This window comes from Micromonospora sp. NPDC049201 (assembly GCF_055586805.1).
Genome location: NZ_JBVJHM010000013.1, coordinates 125,201 through 140,903 on the forward strand (window position 1 = coordinate 125,201; position 15,703 = coordinate 140,903).

At 70.9% G+C, this 15,703-nt stretch carries 14 protein-coding genes and 1 pseudogene; 2 read left to right on the top strand and 13 right to left on the bottom strand.

Annotated features, from left to right (window positions below; translation table 11 throughout):
* The first annotated feature begins 128 nt into the window (after window positions 1-128).
* Complete coding sequence (locus ACZ6O5_RS26195; protein WP_465980378.1) at window positions 129-1,118, top strand: HIRAN domain-containing protein; 990 nt, start codon at window positions 129-131, stop codon at window positions 1,116-1,118.
* 7 nt (window positions 1,119-1,125) lie between these two features.
* Here the strand turns inward: ACZ6O5_RS26195 and ACZ6O5_RS26200 are convergent, their stop codons facing one another.
* From ACZ6O5_RS26200 to ACZ6O5_RS26240, 9 genes and pseudogenes are all read right to left on the bottom strand, one after another.
* Window positions 1,126-1,800 carry a Scr1 family TA system antitoxin-like transcriptional regulator gene (locus ACZ6O5_RS26200; RefSeq protein WP_465980379.1) on the bottom strand — a complete coding sequence of 225 codons (675 nt, stop codon included), beginning with the start codon at window positions 1,798-1,800 and terminating at the stop codon, window positions 1,126-1,128.
* Window positions 1,751-1,906: pseudogene (locus ACZ6O5_RS26205) on the bottom strand (Scr1 family TA system antitoxin-like transcriptional regulator); the annotation flags it as partial. The pseudogene ACZ6O5_RS26205 and the gene ACZ6O5_RS26200, both read right to left, overlap by 50 nt.
* Before the next feature lie 78 nt (window positions 1,907-1,984).
* The gene (locus ACZ6O5_RS26210) at window positions 1,985-2,578 is read right to left on the bottom strand and encodes a nucleotidyltransferase family protein (RefSeq protein ID WP_107156896.1); all 594 of its coding nucleotides are present in this window, start codon (window positions 2,576-2,578) and stop codon (window positions 1,985-1,987) included.
* Between the two features lie 143 nt (window positions 2,579-2,721).
* Window positions 2,722-4,383 carry a bifunctional 3'-5' exonuclease/DNA polymerase gene (locus ACZ6O5_RS26215; protein ID WP_465980434.1) on the bottom strand — a complete coding sequence of 554 codons (1,662 nt, stop codon included), beginning with the start codon at window positions 4,381-4,383 and terminating at the stop codon, window positions 2,722-2,724.
* Between the two features lie 149 nt (window positions 4,384-4,532).
* Window positions 4,533-5,489 carry a carbohydrate ABC transporter permease gene (locus ACZ6O5_RS26220; RefSeq protein WP_374709224.1) on the bottom strand — a complete coding sequence of 319 codons (957 nt, stop codon included), beginning with the start codon at window positions 5,487-5,489 and terminating at the stop codon, window positions 4,533-4,535.
* A gap of 13 nt (window positions 5,490-5,502) precedes the next feature.
* Window positions 5,503-6,444, bottom strand: a complete 942-nt coding sequence (locus tag ACZ6O5_RS26225) for a carbohydrate ABC transporter permease (protein WP_465980380.1) — start codon at window positions 6,442-6,444, stop codon at window positions 5,503-5,505.
* Between the two features lie 23 nt (window positions 6,445-6,467).
* A complete protein-coding gene (ngcE, locus tag ACZ6O5_RS26230) occupies window positions 6,468-7,877 on the bottom strand; it encodes an N-acetylglucosamine/diacetylchitobiose ABC transporter substrate-binding protein (protein WP_405090290.1) in 1,410 nt (469 codons plus the stop codon).
* Between the two features lie 25 nt (window positions 7,878-7,902).
* On the bottom strand, window positions 7,903-8,652 hold the full coding sequence (locus ACZ6O5_RS26235; protein WP_107156893.1) for a sugar isomerase domain-containing protein: 750 nt from the start codon (window positions 8,650-8,652) through the stop codon (window positions 7,903-7,905).
* Window positions 8,649-9,596 carry a MurR/RpiR family transcriptional regulator gene (locus tag ACZ6O5_RS26240; protein WP_465980381.1) on the bottom strand — a complete coding sequence of 316 codons (948 nt, stop codon included), beginning with the start codon at window positions 9,594-9,596 and terminating at the stop codon, window positions 8,649-8,651. The genes ACZ6O5_RS26235 and ACZ6O5_RS26240 overlap by 4 nt, the downstream gene beginning before the upstream one ends.
* Before the next feature lie 158 nt (window positions 9,597-9,754).
* On the opposite strand from ACZ6O5_RS26240, the gene ACZ6O5_RS26245 reads away from it, so the two are divergent.
* Window positions 9,755-10,744, top strand: coding sequence for an N-acetylglucosamine kinase (locus tag ACZ6O5_RS26245; protein WP_465980382.1), 990 nt, complete (start codon window positions 9,755-9,757; stop codon window positions 10,742-10,744).
* 1,105 nt (window positions 10,745-11,849) lie between these two features.
* Here ACZ6O5_RS26245 and ACZ6O5_RS26250 read toward each other — a convergent pair.
* The 4 genes from ACZ6O5_RS26250 to ngcE (ACZ6O5_RS26265) form a co-directional block, all read right to left on the bottom strand.
* The gene (locus tag ACZ6O5_RS26250) at window positions 11,850-12,374 is read right to left on the bottom strand and encodes a hypothetical protein (protein WP_465980383.1); all 525 of its coding nucleotides are present in this window, start codon (window positions 12,372-12,374) and stop codon (window positions 11,850-11,852) included.
* Between the two features lie 90 nt (window positions 12,375-12,464).
* Window positions 12,465-13,340: a carbohydrate ABC transporter permease gene (locus ACZ6O5_RS26255; RefSeq protein ID WP_465980384.1), complete on the bottom strand. Its 876-nt coding sequence runs from the start codon at window positions 13,338-13,340 to the stop codon at window positions 12,465-12,467.
* Window positions 13,337-14,248 carry a carbohydrate ABC transporter permease gene (locus tag ACZ6O5_RS26260; protein ID WP_465980385.1) on the bottom strand — a complete coding sequence of 304 codons (912 nt, stop codon included), beginning with the start codon at window positions 14,246-14,248 and terminating at the stop codon, window positions 13,337-13,339. The genes ACZ6O5_RS26255 and ACZ6O5_RS26260 overlap by 4 nt, the downstream gene beginning before the upstream one ends.
* A 7-nt stretch (window positions 14,249-14,255) precedes the next feature.
* Entirely contained in the window at window positions 14,256-15,671 is a 1,416-nt protein-coding gene (gene ngcE, locus ACZ6O5_RS26265; protein ID WP_465980386.1) for an N-acetylglucosamine/diacetylchitobiose ABC transporter substrate-binding protein, read from the bottom strand.
* Window positions 15,672-15,703 lie beyond the last annotated feature (32 nt).

The window sequence follows — 15,703 nt, forward strand, 5'->3', positions numbered from 1 at the left end:
CTCACCTGTTGCCATCACCCCATTGTGGTGGGCCAGATCATCGCGGAACGTGCATGTCGGATGCCTGACATCCACCCGGACCGTTCAGGCGAACCCGATTCGGGTTGCGGGAACGGTACCTTGCCCCGATGACCCGAACGTTTGATCTTTGGGGCCAGCGCGGTTGGTGTTCGCAGGAAGTCGCGGGCGAATCGCACTACGCCAAAAACATCAGGTCCCTGTTCGGGCGGGCATTCGACCCGGACGGCAGCAATGAGCTGATAGTGCCGGCGCAGCTCATTCCGGAGCCGAATAACCGCTTCGACCCGTACGCCGTCAAGGTCGTCTGTTCCGGCAGGCAAGTCGGCCATCTGCCGAAGGAACGGGCCCGGGACTTTTCCCCGGTTCTCACCGCGCTGTTGGATCAGGGTTGGACGCCGCAGGCGCAGGCGCGGGTCTGGGCACAGGAACGCGAGGACTGGGACGATCCGCGACGTCGAACCTTCATCGGTTCGGTGCGGGTCGATCTCGCCGAGCCGCACATGATCGTGCCGACGAACATGCCACCGTCGGAGCTGCACACCGTGCTTCCCACCGGCCGCGTCGTTCAGGTGACCGGCGAGGAGAAGCACATGGCCCACCTCGCCTCACTGATCAGTCCGAACGGTGAGTCCTGGGTGTACGTGACCCTGCACGAGGTTGAGGTGCAACGCGCCCGGTCGACTCGTACCCTCGTCGAGGTCCGGATCAACGGCCTGGCCGTCGGCACACTGAGCCCAGCCATGTCCACCGAGAACCTTCCGGTGATCAATCATCTCAGGGGCATGGGGCTGACCACGGCCGCGCGTGCGGTGTTGAAGGGCAACCGGGTCAAGGCCGATGTCTCGGTCAACCTCGCCAAGGCGAGTGAACTGTCCGACGCCTGGCTGGCGTCACCGCCCACCGCCCGGGGCAGCAATCCGGCTCAGCGAGCGGAGTCCTCGACCAGTCAGGAGGTGGCGACCCCCGCCCGGTGGCGGTTCGTGGTGCCTCCGGGATGGCCCGCGCCTCCGGCGGGATGGGTTCCCCCGTCGGGCTGGCGGCCGGATCCTTCATGGCCGCCCGCACCGCCCGGCTGGCAGTTCTGGATCCAGGAGTAGGGCCGGCCTACCGGGCCGAGTCGGCCTTGAGCCCGGCCACGAAGCGGACCCACGAGCGGCCGTCGAAGGCGAGCATCGGGCCGGGCCAGTCCTTGGTGTCGCGGACGCCCACCGTGCCACCGACGAACCGCACCTCGACGCAGTTGGCGTTGTTGGAGCTGCGGGAGGACTTGAACCATCCCCGCCCGGGGCTGCGGTGCGACGAGGTCACGTCATCTCCTTGGCGATCCGGCGGACCAGGGCGAGCGAGTCGTTCCAACGCGCGGTTCCGCGCCTCGGCGAACGTCACCTGGTAGTCGGTGACGCGGATGGACTGGTCGATGATGTCGATCGAGGTCAACACCTCCTGCCGGACCAGGTCGGGCAGCCGGGGCGACGGGAGCGTCAGGATCTGGAAGGCTCCGCCCAGCGCCGGATGCGCACCGGCGATGAAGGGCAACACCCGGATCTCGATCTGTTCCGGTCGCTCGCTGGCCAGCCGAACCAGGTGGTCGAGCTGAGCCCGCATCACCGCCGGCCCGCCGACCTGCTGCCGCAGCGCGCCCTCGCCGAGCAGCGCGGTCAGCCGAATCGGGTTCGCGCCATCGAGTCGCCCCCTGCCGGGCCATCCGGGCGGCGACCCGGCGCTCGACCTCGGTGAGTCGGATCGTCGCGGTGCCGCCGGCAATGACCGCTCGGGCATAGTCCTCGGCCTGCATCAGGCCCGGCACCAGCTCGTTGCCGTAGAAGCGGATGTGCCCGGCGTCCGCCTCGTAAACCGAGAAACCGGCCATCTCGCACGAGGACATCAACTGGTCCGGCAGCGGCGTTCTGGTCCCGGCCGGACAGTCGACGTAGACCGACACACCACTGGAGCTACCTTCGGGTCACGCCCCGATGCGCTGCTCGGGGATGGAGAGGCCGTAGAGCGCCATCAGCTCCGGGCTGTCGATCCGGCTGCCGTCGGCCACCGCGTCGCAGGCGATGTCGACGATCTGGTCCTTGTGCGCCAGCAGGTAGGGCCGGGCACCGACGTCGGCGCTGGCCAGCGTGGCGATGCCGGGCCAGTGCCGGCGGCCGAACAGCATCGGGTAGCCGCGCAGGCCGTCGTAGGTGGCGCAGACCAGCACGTCCGGGTACGGCAGCGCGGTCACCCGGCGGACCGCCACCTCGGTGAGCCCGGGCATGTCCACCGGCACCACGACGACCGCCTCGATGCCGTCGTCGGTCAGCGCGGCGAGCCCGGCCCGGATCGAGGAACCCACGCCGGTGCCCCAGGCGCGGTTGACCACGACAGTGGCGCCGGTCAGGTCGGTGGTCCGCCGGACCTGCTCGGCCGCCGCGCCCAGCACGACCACGACCTGCGCGCAGCCCGCGTCGGTCATCGTGTCGATCATCCGGCGGACCAGCGGCTTCTCGCCCTGGTGCAGCAGCGCCTCGGGACCGCCGATGCGGCGTCCCCCACCCGCGGCGATGATCATTGCAGCGATCCGGTTCAGCGGTGCCCCCTCGACCAGGGGGACGGACCGGGCACAGCCGCGCCCGGTCCGTCCCGTCGTACGCACAACGGGCCCAACGAGCACGGCGGCGAGCGGGTAGCGGGGCAAAACGGAAAAATGTGTGACTATGCCGCGTCGGCGTAGCAATCCACCGTGGACAGGTCGAGCGGGAACCGGACCGGGGTGTCGCCGAACAACAGCCGGGTGGCCCGTACCCCGGCGGCGGAGACCGCCTCGGTGACCGCGTCCGCCTCGTCGACCGGGCAGTGCACCATCACCTCGTCGTGCTGGAAGAAGACCAGCTCGGCCGCCATGCCGGCCAGCTCGGTGCGGAGCGTGGCCAGCAGCGTCGACGCCCACTCGGCGGCGGTGGCCTGGATGACGAAGTTGCGGGTGAACCGCCCCCGGGACCGGGCCGCGCGGGCCACCGGGCCGTGCGGGTCCACCGGGCCGTCCGACGCCGCCTCGTCCCCGTCGGTGAACCCGACCGTGCCCGGCGGGCAGGTGCGCCCCAGCCACGACCGGACCAGCCCGCCCGCCTCGCCGGTGCGGGCGGCGGCCTCGACGTACCCGAACGCGGTCGGATAGTTCTTCCGCAGCACCGCCAGCGCCGGCACCGCCGCGCCGCCGGTCTGCCCGTACATGGCACCGAGCAACGCCACCTTGGCCCGGGCCCGGTCACCGGCGAACGCGTCCCGGGCCAGCGCGGCGTACAGGTCGCCGGCGCCACCGGCGGCGGCCAGCCGCTCGTCGCCGGAGACCGCGGCGAGCACCCGTGGTTCGAGCTGGCCGGCGTCGGCCACCACGAACGTCCACCCCGGGTCCGCCACCACGGCCCGCCGGATCACCTTCGGGATCTGCAACGCGCCGCCGCCGCGCGTCGCCCACCGGCCGGAGACCACGCCGCCGGGGACGTACTCCGGGTGGAACCGGCCGCCGGAGACCCAGGCGTCGCGCCAGGCCCAGCCGTGTGCCGTCCAGACGCGGTACAGCTCCTTGTATTCCAGGACCAGCGGCACCGCCGGGTGCTCCACCCCGCGCAGCACCCAGGCCCGGGTGTTCGGCAGCTCCACCCCCGCGCGGGCGAATGCCCGCAACAGCTCCGCGGGCGAGTCGGCGTGCAGATGGCGTACGCCGAACGCGGCGGCGATCCGGGACTGGAGTTCGGCCAGCCGGCGGGGCGGCCCGCCGACCGGGGACGCCTCGCCGAGCAGCTCGGCCAGGATCGCGTCGTGCACGTCCGCACGCCAGGGCAGGCCGGCCGCACCCATCTCGGCGGCGATCAGCGCGCCGGCCGACTCGGCGGCCACCAGGAGCCGGAACCGGCCGGGGTGGGTGGTGGCGGCGATCCGGGCGAGCTGGTCGGCGTACACCCGGGTCAACGCCGTGATGCCCGGGCCCGGCGGGCCGGCCGGCGGGTCGAAGAGCGCGCCCTGGCCGTGGCCGGGCGGCTCGGGCGGGCGGGGCGTCGGGTCCGGCGGGACCGGCGCCCCGGTCAGCCGGGCCCAGGCGGCGGGCAGCGCGCGTGGCTCGCCCCAGCGGCCGGCGTGCCCGAGCAGCAGCGTCTCGGTCAGCTCGACGTCGTGGCAGCGGTCGAGCCGGACGCCGGCGCGCAGCAGCGCCGGATAGACCGCCGCCCCGCCGGCCCACACCCAGCGGGGCCGCTCGGCCGCCTCCCGGGCGCCGACGGCGGCGGCGAGATCCGCCACCTCCTCGACCGCCCCGGCGGCACGCCCGTCACCGTCCAGCGGTTGCAGCACACCGCCGCCCCGATCCCCCGCCACCATCGCCACCAGCACGGACGTGATTCTGCCTCGCCCCACCGACACGCTGCGCGGGTAAGGAGGGGCCCCTTGTTAACGCCTGCGGTAGAGAAGGGGCACCTTCTCACCGCGACGCGTTAAAAGGGGGCCCCTCCTTACCCGCGAGCGTGGGGCTACTTGCCGACGCCGGCGGTGAGGCCGGACTGCACCTGGCGCTGGAAGACGATGTACACGATCAGCACCGGCAGCATCGCCATGGTCACGCCGGCGAACAATCCGGACCAGTCGGACTTGTAGCCCTGGTTGACCGACAACTCGATCAGCCCCTGCGCGATGACCTGGTGCTTCGGCTCACCGGCCACCGACTGCATGAGCAGCGTCGGCAGGTACCACTGGTTCCACTGGCCCAGCACGTTGAAGATGCCGATGCTGATCAGACCCGGCTTGGCCATCGGCAGCATCACGCTGAAGAACGTGCGGGTGTGCGAGGCCCCGTCCACCGAGGCCGCCTCCGCGATCGAGTCGGGCAGCGTCCGGAAGAAGGAGTGCATGAAGAAGATCGTGAACGACAGCGACCAGGCCACGTAGACCAGGATCAGCATGACGTGCTTGTTCGGGCCGAGCAGCGGGAAGCTGACCCCGGTGTTGTAGACGCCCTTGAACAGCGGCACCGCGGCCAGGTAGATCGGCAGCGTCAGGCCGGACAGGAACATGTAGTAGATCAGCCGGTTGCCGCGGAACTCGAACCGCGCCAGCGCGTACGCGGCCATCGAGCCGAGCAGCATGGTCAGCGTGACGCTGCCGACCAGCACCAGCAGGGTGTTCAGGAAGAACGAGCCGAGGTGCCCCTCGGTCCAGGCCCGACCGAAGTTCTCGAAGTGCAGTTTGTCCGGGATCAGGGACAGCGGCTCGCGGATGACCTCCGAGTCGTCCTTGAGCGCGGACATCACCACCCACAACAGCGGGTAGATGACCATCACGGCCCAGACCACCAGGAAGATGTGGGAGAAGCCGTTGAAGATCCGGGCGCCGACTCCGCCGCGGTGCCGCTCCCCCCGGCGTACGGGGGCAGCCCCGGACCCGCTGGTGGCCTGTCCGGCCCGGTCGAGATCGGATGTCGCCGTGCTCATCGCCGCGCCTCCTTCAGTACTCGATACGGTCACGACGGGTGATCCTCAACTGCACGGCGGCGAGCAGGATCGTGAAGATGGCCAGCGCGACACCCATCGCGCAGGCGTAGCCGAACTGGCCCTTCTGGAACGCGGTGAAGTTGAGCACCGACGCGAAGATCTCGCTGGCGTGGTTCGGCCCGCCCTGGCTCGGCGTCATGACGAAGACCAGCGCGTACATGTCCAGCGCGATGAAGCCGAGGTAGACCCAGGCGACCGAGATGCTGTCCCGCAGCAGCGGCAGGGTCACCTTGAAGAACGTGGCGAAGCGGCCCGCCCCGTCCAGGATCGCGGCCTCGTAGATGTCCTTCGGGATGGACTGCATGGCGGCCGAGAAGAGCACCATGTAGAAGCCGGCGCCGCTCCACACCGCGATGAGCAGCAGCCACCAGAGCACCGCCGGCACACCGAGGAACGGCTCCGGGTCGGCGGTGAACGCGATCGGGTTGTCCGCGTCCACCAGTCCGATCTTGATCAGCAGGCCGTTGATCAGGCCCTGCCCGTCGGTCCGGTAGATCTGCTGCCACATCACGGCGATGACCACCAGCGACAGCACCTGCGGGAAGAAGAAGATCACCTTGTAGAGCGCGGAGCCGAACACCCCGCGGATGCCGGCCCTGTCCTCGCGTCCGCCCACGTTGAGCAGGAACGCGAGGAACAGGGCCAGCGCGATGGTGAACAGCGGCACGGTGACCAGGAAGAACACGTTGTGCCAGAACGCCTTCCGGATCAGCTCGTCGGAGAACAGCCGGACGTAGTTGTCCAGCCCGACGAAGCGCTGGGAATCCGAGTACCCACCCCAGTCGGTCAGCGAGTAACCCGCCGCCTGGGCGAACGGCCACACCACGTAGAACAGGTACAGCGCGACGGGCAGGGCCAGGAAGCCCGTGACGAAACGCGCGACTCCGTGCCGCATTGGACTCACTTCCTCGAACAGCGTCAGGCGGTGCGGGTCTGCTTCTTGATCGACGAGTCCTTGGCGACCTTGTCGGCGGCCGCCTGCATCTTGTCGACGAACTGCGCCGCGGTGAGCCGGCCGGCCATCAACTCCTCGGAGAGGTTCTGGCTCTCCTTGTCCAGGTCGGCGTAGAAGTCCGGGAACTTCACCGAGATCAGCTCGCCACTGCCGCCCTTGACCAGGCTGTTGGCGCTGGCCAGCGCCGTGTCCTGGACGTTGTCGCCGGAGCCCTTGGTGGAGGCCAGCGACTTGGTCAGCTCGGCGAACTTCGCCGAACCGGCCTTGGACAGGATGGCCCGCAGGAACTCCTTCGCGGCCTCCTTGTTCGGCGCCTTGCTGGGCACCACGAAGCCCTCGCCGGAGGCGGCGAAGACGTCCTTGGCGGCCTTGTCGCCGGGCTTGCTCCAGTAGTCCGACATGGTCAGCTCGAAACCGGGCGGGATGGTCGCCGCCATCTCGTTCTTGAGCCACGTGCCGACCTGGATGAACGCCGCCTTGCCGTCGAGGAACGCCTGCTGCGACTGGGTGTGGTCGAGCTTGCCCGGCAGCAGCAGCTTGTCCTTGACCAGCTTCTCCCACGGCTCCAGCGCGGCGACGATCCCGTCGGCCTTCCAGGCGCCGTCCTTCAGGTTGTCGATGTCGACGACGGCCTGCTTGCCGACCGCCTTCCAGATGCTGGCGAACAGCGCCCAGCGCGGGTAGTAGCCGTGCGCCGCGTCGTGCACGTACGGCGCCATGCCCTTGGCCTTGATCTTCGGCGCCAGGGCGAAGAACTCGTCCCAGGTCGTCGGCGCCGTCCAGCCCTCCTTCTTGAACAGTGCCGCGTTGTACCAGTTGCCCCAGACCGTGTACGCGACGTTCACCACGTAGAACTTGCCGTTCTGGGTGCCGTCGCCGACGGTGCCCGGCAGCAGCGAGTCGCCGACCGTGCCCTCGCCGTCCCAGGCGGGCGCCGTGAGCAGGTCGTCGAGCGGCTCGATGGCGCCCTCGTTGATCAGCGTGCTGCGGTCCATCATGTCGGCGCCCGAGTTCATCACCAGGTCGCTCGGCTGGGTCGCCATCTTGGGCTGCTCTTCGGTCTTGATCTTCTGGGTGGAAGACATGTTGACCGTGACGTTCGGGTGCTTGGCGTTGAAGACGACCTTGTCCTCCTTGGCCCACTGGTCGCCCAGCCCGCCGTTGAAGACGACCACCTTGACCGCGCTGCCGTCCTTGACGCCGAACGGGTTGTCCTTGCTCTTGGCCGCGCCGCCGCCGTCGGACTTGCTCGGCTCGCTGCCGGCGCAGGCGCTGAGCAGACCGGCCGCCGGGATGGCCAGCAGACCGGCCGCGCCGGCGCGCTGGAGCAGCGTCCGACGGCTCAGGTCGGACTTCTCGGGGATAACCGACATCTTTGTCTCTCCTTGTGGTGTCGGGTCAGGCGGTTCGCCGGAGGCGCCCGGCGTACCGCGACTCGAGGGCGTTGTTGTGCTCGTCCCCACCGGGGACGTTGGCGGAGAGGTAGACAGGGGGTACCTCTCCGGCCTGGTGGAACCGTCGTACGACCTCCGCGGTCAGCAGCTGCGCCAACAGCGCCGCGGTGACCGAGGAGACCGCACAGACCGCGCCGCCGCCCTCGAGCGGCAGCAGTGCGTCGCCGTACGGCGCGCCGTTGTCCAGCACGACGTCGGCGAGGTCGGCGAGCCGGTGCCCGGAGGGGTGCCGAGAGGCGACCCGGGCGGTGTGCTCGACCGAGGTGACCGCGATCAACGGGTGGCCACCGCGCTTGACCAGCGTCGCCAGCTCGACCACCGAGCCGTTGATGCCGGACTGCGAGGCGACCACGAACACGTCCTCGGGCTGCGGCGCCGCCAACCCGAACAGCCGGTGCGCCACCGCCGGGTCGCGTTCCAGCTTGGGGTCGGCGAGCACGTCGCGGGGCGCGTCGCCGTGCAGCACGAGGTCGTGCAGGGAGAGTCGGTTGCTGGGGACCAGGCCACCGGCGCGGGCCACCAGCTCGGCGGCGAACGCCTCCGAGTGGCCGGCGCCGAACGCCTGGAGGACGCCGCCGGCACGTAGTCCGCCGGCGATCAGGTCCGCCGCCCGGTCCACCGCGTCCGCCTGGCTGTCCACCAGCCGGTCGAGGACCGGGCGGACGGCGTCCGCGTACCGCTGGGCACTGATCATGAGTGGGCCCCCTTGGCGGCCTTGTGCCCGTCGACGGCCTGGGCGGTACGCCGGAAGGCCGCGTGGGCGCGGTCGTGGGTGCGCTGCGCCACCGCGATGTAGAGCAGGTCGAGCACGACGAGCTGCGGATGCCGGGCGGAGAGCGCGTCCGGCCGGAACGTGGTGGCCTGGCTGGCGGTGACCAGCACGATGTCGGCCAGCTCGGCCAGCGGCGAGCGCGGGAAGCCGGTCAGCGCGACGGTGGTGGCCCCGCGACTGCCCGCCTCGGCGAGCAGCTCGATGGTCTCCCGGGTCTGGCCGGTGTGCGAGATGCCGAGCGCGACGTCGCCGGCGCCCAGCAGCGCGGCGCTGGCCAGCCCTTCGTGCACGTCGCTCCAGGCCCAGGCGGCCACCCCGATGCGGTGCAGGCTGAACTGCATCTCCTCGCCGACCAGCGCGCTGCCGCTGGCGCCGAAGATGTTCACCCGGTTCGCCCCGGCGATGGCCATCGCCGCCCGCTCCACCTCGTGCAGGTCGAGCAGCGCGGCGGTGTCGTGCATGGCCCGCGTGTCGGCGGCCATGATCTGGTCGAGCACCCGGGACAGCGGGTCGCCGGGCTGGATCTCCCGGCCGATGTCGACGGTCCAGCCCGCCGAGCGGGCCCGGCCGGTCTCGGCGGCGATGCCGAGCCGCAGGTCGGCGTAGCCCTCGAAGCCCATCGCCCGGCAGAACCGGGTGATGGTCGCCGGTGACGTGCCGCTCCGCTCGGCCAGCTCGACGATGGTGGCCCGGGCCGCCGCCTCCGGATCGCTGAGCACGTGCTCGGCCACCCGGCGCAGCGCCCCGGTCAGCTCCCCCGCGCCGGCCCGGACCCGGGCCAGCACCCCGTCGACGCTCCGCCGGTCGGCCGGCGCGGCATCGACCACCGCGGTTGCCGCGGAAGTCTCGACCTCGTGCTCGACCATCGGCGAAAGCCTTTCGGAAAAGAGTGTTAACTGTTAGTGGTAAAAGTTCTTACTGACGGCCCCTCCGTGTCAAGAGCGTGGGCGAAGTTTTCAAACTGTTACCTGGCGCACGGCCGCGATCTTGCGCGCGGAGGGCCTGGCCGGACAGCATGAGGACCATGTCGGACACCGTCGTGGTCGGCCTCGATGTGGGAGGCACGTCCACCCGCGCCACCGCCGTGAGCCTCGCCGGCGCACGTCTGGGCACCGGCCGGGCCGGGGGCGGCAACCCGACCAGCCACGGCGCCGACCGGGCCGCCGCCGAGCTGCTCGCCGCCCTCCGCGCGGCGCTCGCCGAGGTCGACCCGACCCGGGTACGCGCCGGCGTGATCGGCCTCGCCGGCGCCGGCCGCCTCCGCGCCGACCCCGAGGGACGCGCCGCCTTCGACCGGGCGTGGGCCGAGGCGGGGCTGCGCTGCCCGTACACGGTGCACGGCGACGCCCTGGTCGCGTACGCCTCCGGCACCGCCGCCCCGGACGGCACCGTGCTGATCGCCGGCACCGGCGCGATCGCCGCCCAGGTGCACGCGCTCCGCCTGGACCGCGTCGCCGACGGCCACGGTTGGCTGCTCGGCGACGCGGGTTCCGGGTTCTGGCTGGGACGGGAGGCGGTCCGCCGGCTCCTGACCGACCTGGACCGGGCCGAGGCGCCGGGGGAGCTGGCCCGCCGCGTGCTGGCGGAACTGACCGGCTCGACCGAGGTGGCCGCCCGCCCCCGGGAGACCGCCGGGGCCGTGGTGCAGGCGGTCACCCGACGACCGCCGGTGGACCTGGCCCGACTCGCGCCACTCGTCGTCACCGCCGCCCGCCAGGGCGAGCAAGCCGCCAGTGCGATCATCGCCGAGGCCGCCACGCTGCTGGCCGAGAGCGTCTCCCGGATCCGTCCCGCCGACGCGACCGACCCGGTGGTGCTCGGCGGCGGGCTGCTCACCGGCGACACCCCGCTGGCCACCGTCGTCCGCGCCGAGCTGGCCCGCCGCTGGCCGGCCGCCCCGCTGCACTCCGCCGGGGACGGCGCCGCCGCGGCGGCCTGGCTCGCCGCCCGGGACCTGCCCGAGGTCACCGACCCGGCGGCGCTGCACGCCCGACTCGTCCCGCCCCCCGCCTGACCCCACGCGCGCCCTCACCGGCGCCGGACTCCACCTCCGACCCGCCCCTGCGACCCGGACCTGCCCCGACCCGGGCCTGCCCCGACCCGGACCTGCCCCGGCCCAGACCGCCCCCGCGACCCAGACCTCATCCCGGCGAGTGTGCTGAGCCGAAAAGTCGGGCCCGCTGCCGAGCCGGGCCCACACACGGGCGTCCCGCTCCTCGCCCCGCCTTGCCACCGGCCTGTCCGGCGTCGTCACGGGTCGCGGCGCCGATTCGTCGCACACGCCGTCCGCCGGCCCGCGCCGTCACGGGGTCGCCCCGTCGGCTCGCCGCACGAGCGGTCCGCCGACGCCGCGTCGTCACGGGTCGCGGCGTCGGGTCGCCGCAAGCGCCGTCCGCCGTCCCCACGCCCTCACCCGGCACACAACCGCCGTGTCTTCCCGGCCCGGGTTGCGCCGGACAAGTCCCGTCACACCCCCTTTGGAGCTGAGAGCACGAACGACTCAACGCCAGCAACCAGCCGCAGCCGCCACTGCCGAGCTGCCGGGCCCGGCAGCCCGTGGCAGACCGACCAGCCCTGGCAGACCGACCAGCCGTGGCAGCCCGACGGACCGTGGCAGACCGACCAGCCGAGGCAGCCCGACGGACCGTGGCAGCCCGACCAGCCGTGGCAGAGCGACGGGCCGAGGCAGCCCGACGGACCGTGGCAGACCGCGATCATGGGCAGTCCGACGATCGGGGCGGCGGTGGTCGAGTTCGTTGAGTCGTTTGTGCTATCAGCTCCACAGGCACCTGAGGAGAGGGTCGCCTCCGGCGGAGCCGGCAGTCGGACGCCCGGGGACGCGCGGGGGCGGGGGCGGGGGCCAGCGGCACACGGCTGGTCCACACCGACAGGCTCTCGTCACCGGCCAGCCGCCCCGAGGCCACTCGCTGGCCGGGGGGCGGCGACGGTGCCGGAACCGGCACGGCACCGACGCCGGCCAGATCAAAAACGGACAGGATCGTGAGACTCGGTCTGACCCAAGGACTCCGTCATCGACTCAGGCGCGCTTGTCGAGGCTCTCCCGGCCGTCCCGAGGGGCCGGCCGACGCACAGTCGGCCGGCCCCTCGGCGGCACCGGCTCAGGAGGTGGGCTGACCCGGTTGGCCGGACTGCCAGCTCTGCGGGGCCGGCTGACCGTACTGCGGCTGCGCTTGGGCCTGCGGCGTCGGCTGGCCGTACTGGGGCTGCGGCGCGGGGTGACCGTACTGAGGCTGCGGCGCGGGGTGACCGTGCTGGCCCGGCTGGCCCGGCTGGCTCTGCGGCGCCATGCCGTACGGCGCAGGCTGACCGGGGGCGGCAGGGGGGAACATGCCGGGCTGCGGCGCACCGGCGAACTGGTGCGCGGCGGCCTGCTCGCGAGCCTCCCGGCGGGCCTTCACCGCGCGCACGATCAGCAGGATCGGCAGGATGAAGACGTAGAAGAAGATCCGGTAGCTGCCGCCGTCGAAGAGGAACAGCAGGTAGAAGCCATACGCGAAGAAGGCCAGGCCGACGATCACGTTGAGGACGCGCGACCCGGTCCCCTGCTCCTTGATGGCGATACCGACGGCGACCATCGCGATGCCGCCGAGCAGCAACAACAGCGTGTAGATGAGAAAAAACATGGAGTTTCCTGTCAACAAGGTGAGTGTGCCGGCTCACCTTATTGGAGCGCGATCATTCGCACTGTCCCGTTGCCTGTGGCAACCACCACCTCACTTGAGCTGCCCGGCGGTCAGGCCGGCCTGGATCTGCCGCTGGAACGCCACGTAGACCACCAGCACCGGCAGCACCGCGATGGCCAGCCCCGCGAAGAGTTGGGCGTAGTCGCCGGCGTAACCCTGGCTGACCGCCAGCGAACTCAGGCCCTGGGCGAGCATCCGGTTCGGCCCGTCACCGGGGATGAGCACCTGCGGCAACAGGAACTGGTTCCAGTGACTGAGGAAGTTGAAGATGCCGACACTGATCAGTCCCGGTCGCGCCATCGGCAGCATCACCCGGAAGAAGAGCCGGAAGTGGCCGCATCCGTCGATCATCGCGGCCTCCGCCACCGAGGTCGGCAGCGTCCGGAAGAACGCGGTCAGGAAGAACACCGTGAACGGCAGCGAGTACGCCGTGTAGACCAGGATCAGCCCCGGCCAGGTGCCGAGCAGGCCGACGCTGCGCACCACGAAGAAGAGCGGCACCAGGGCCAGGAACACCGGGAACATCATGCCGCCGACGAACAGGTAGTAGACGACCTGACGGCCGCGGAACTCGTACCTGGCGAAGACGTACGCGGCGGTGGCGCCGAGCAGCATGGTCAGGCTCAGCGAGCCGGCCACCACGACCAGGCTGTTCAGGAAGAACCGGCCGATGTGGGCGGTGGTCCAGGCGCGCGCCCAGTTGTCGAACCGTAGCGCCTCCGGCAGGCCCCACGGGTCGGCGATGATCTCGCCGTTGCTCTTCAGGGAGCTGAGCAGCATCCAGGCCAGCGGCAGGATGGTCATCGCGGCCCAGAGCAGCAGGAAGCCGTGCGAGAAGACGTTGGCCACGCCCGTCTCGCGGCGGGGTGGGCGGTCGGCCGGCACCCGGGTCTGCACTGTGCTCACGAGTACTCGATCCGATCACGCCGGGCGGTGGGCAGCGCCAACACCGCCACCGAGAGGGTCAGGAAGAACATGGCCACGCCGATCGCGGAGGCGTACCCGAACTTGTTCTCGCTGCCGAACGAGGTGTCGTACATCCGCAGGCCGATCACGTCGGAGGAGAAGTTCGGCCCGCCGTTGGTCATGAGCTGCACCAGGATGAAACCGTCAAGCGCGGCGATGGCCAGGTAGATCCAGGCCACCTGGATGGTGTCCCAGAGCAGCGGGATGGTGATCTTCCGCAGCATGGTGGCGCGGGACGCCCCGTCGAGCAGCACCGCCTCGTAGATGTCGCGCGGGATGGCCTGCATGGCGGCGCCGAACAGCACCACGTAGAACCCGACGTTGCTCCACACCATCACGGCCAGCACGCACCAGAACGCGAACCGCGGATCGCCCAGCCAGGCCGGCGGCTCGGCCAGCCCGATCGCGCGCAGGGCGCCGTTGAGCAGGCCGCTGGTCGGGCTGTAGATCTCCTTCCACAGCAACGCGATGATCACCACGGAGAGCACCTGCGGGAAGAAGTAGACCAGCCGGTAGAGCGCGGTGCCGCGTACCCCGGTCACCCCGGCGCGGCCCTTGCGCCCGCCCATGGTGAGCATGCTGGCGAAGAAGAGACCCAGCGCGATGGTCACCACCGGCACCACCGCGAGCAGGATCGCGTTGTTCTTCAACGCGTTCCAGACGTACCCGTCGTGCAGCAGGGTGCGGAAGTTCGCCAGGCCGACCTGGTCGGCCTGCGCGGAGTAGCCCAGCCAGTCGGTGGTCGAGATCTGGAACGCCTGGAGGTACGGCGAGAGCACAAAGATGCCGTAGATCGCCAGCGGTGGCAGCAGGAAGCTGAGGATCAGCGGGAGTCGGCCGTGTCGCATCCGATCGTCACGCGGCCCGCTTGTACTTCTTGACGGAGTTGTCCTGCGCGATCGAGTCGGCGCCCCGCTGGCACTGGTCGAGGAACTCGGTCGGGGAGATCCGGCCGCTGAAGAACTCGCCGCAGGCCGCGTCGACCAGGTTGCGCTCCAGCTTGCGGTAGTAGTTGTTGTAGACCCAGTTGAACCCGTTGGCGCCGGACGCGTCCAGCGCCTTGACCACGGTGGCCAGCCCGAACGGCAGCTCGACGCCGTCGGTGGCGCCGGCGACCACGGGCAGGCTGGCGACCTTCTTCGTGAAGTCCTGGGCGCCCTTGCGCGACAGCATGGTCCGGAAGTACTCCAGCCCGCCGGCCACGTTCTTCGCCTTCGCCGGCACCATGAACGGCTCACCCGCGGTGCCCCGGATCGCCTCGAACGGCAGCTTGTCGCCGCTGCCCAGGCTCGGCGTCGGCGCGACCGTCATGTTGAAGCCGGCCGGGGTGACGTCCTTCTGCTCGCTCTCCAGCCAGGAGCCGCAGGAGATGAACGCGGCCTTGCCCTGGCACCAGGCGGTCTGTGACTGCTTGTGGTCCAGCCCCGGGGAGCCGGCGAGGATGAACTTGTCCTTGACGATCTGGTGCCAGGCGTCGGCGGCGGTCTTCATCGCGTCCGACTTCCAGGCGTTGGGCTCCAGGTTGTCGATGGCCAGCGCGACGGACGGGCCGCCCACCTTGATCGCGGTGGAGATCACCGGCCAGCTCATGTAGCGCGGGTGCAGGCCGGCGTACGTCCAGGGGGCGATGCCGGCGGCCTTGATCTGCCGGCAGAGCGCGATGTGCTCGTCCCAGGTCTTGGCGTAGGTCCAGCCGCGGTCGGCGAAGAGCTTGGTCGAGTGCCAGATGCCGTACACCGTGTAGGTGTAGTTCAGCACCAGGAACCTGCCGTCGTAGGAGCCGACCTCGACGGTGCCGGGCAGCAGCGTGTCCCTGACCGTCTTGCCCGGTACGTCGAGGCTGGGCGCGGCGAGCAGCTCACCGAGATCGGCCAGCGCGTTCTGCGAGACCAGGCCGTTGAAGTCGATCTGGCCGGCGCCGGAGTTGTTGACCACGTCCGGAGGGCTGCCGTCGACGAAGCGCGGCTGGAGCGTCTTGCTGATCTCCTGGGTGGCCGAGTGCTTGATCTCCGCCTTCGGGTACCTCTCCCGGTACATGGCCTCGTGGGCCTTGGCGTACTCCTCGCCGAAGCCGCCGTTGAAGATCACCACTTCGAGCGGCGCGTCCTCCTTGACGCCGAGCGGGTTCTGCTCGCTCTTGGTGCCCTGGTACGTGCCGCCGTCGCCCTTGTCGTCGCCGCCGGAGGTGGCACAGCCGGCGAGCAGCCCGGCGGCGGGGGTGGCCAGCAGACCGGCGGCGGCACTGCGCCGGAGGATCTCACGCCTGTTCATCGCATCTCCTCGGTGACTCCGTCGCTTCTCTT

What these genes read in the sequence shown, in the direction of transcription:
- ACZ6O5_RS26195 (WP_465980378.1), top strand. Translation starts at nt 129, where the DNA reads ATGACCCGAACGTTTGATCTTTGGGGCCAGCGCGGTTGGTGTTCGCAG.
- ACZ6O5_RS26200 (WP_465980379.1), bottom strand. Translation starts at nt 1,800, where the DNA reads ATGCCCGAGCGGTCATTGCCGGCGGCACCGCGACGATCCGACTCACCG.
- ACZ6O5_RS26210 (WP_107156896.1), bottom strand. Translation starts at nt 2,578, where the DNA reads ATGATCATCGCCGCGGGTGGGGGACGCCGCATCGGCGGTCCCGAGGCG.
- ACZ6O5_RS26215 (WP_465980434.1), bottom strand. Translation starts at nt 4,383, where the DNA reads ATGGTGGCGGGGGATCGGGGCGGCGGTGTGCTGCAACCGCTGGACGGT.
- ACZ6O5_RS26220 (WP_374709224.1), bottom strand. Translation starts at nt 5,489, where the DNA reads ATGAGCACGGCGACATCCGATCTCGACCGGGCCGGACAGGCCACCAGC.
- ACZ6O5_RS26225 (WP_465980380.1), bottom strand. Translation starts at nt 6,444, where the DNA reads ATGCGGCACGGAGTCGCGCGTTTCGTCACGGGCTTCCTGGCCCTGCCC.
- ngcE (WP_405090290.1), bottom strand. Translation starts at nt 7,877, where the DNA reads ATGTCGGTTATCCCCGAGAAGTCCGACCTGAGCCGTCGGACGCTGCTC.
- ACZ6O5_RS26235 (WP_107156893.1), bottom strand. Translation starts at nt 8,652, where the DNA reads ATGATCAGTGCCCAGCGGTACGCGGACGCCGTCCGCCCGGTCCTCGAC.
- ACZ6O5_RS26240 (WP_465980381.1), bottom strand. Translation starts at nt 9,596, where the DNA reads ATGGTCGAGCACGAGGTCGAGACTTCCGCGGCAACCGCGGTGGTCGAT.
- ACZ6O5_RS26245 (WP_465980382.1), top strand. Translation starts at nt 9,755, where the DNA reads ATGTCGGACACCGTCGTGGTCGGCCTCGATGTGGGAGGCACGTCCACC.
- ACZ6O5_RS26250 (WP_465980383.1), bottom strand. Translation starts at nt 12,374, where the DNA reads ATGTTTTTTCTCATCTACACGCTGTTGTTGCTGCTCGGCGGCATCGCG.
- ACZ6O5_RS26260 (WP_465980385.1), bottom strand. Translation starts at nt 14,248, where the DNA reads ATGCGACACGGCCGACTCCCGCTGATCCTCAGCTTCCTGCTGCCACCG.
- ngcE (WP_465980386.1), bottom strand. Translation starts at nt 15,671, where the DNA reads ATGAACAGGCGTGAGATCCTCCGGCGCAGTGCCGCCGCCGGTCTGCTG.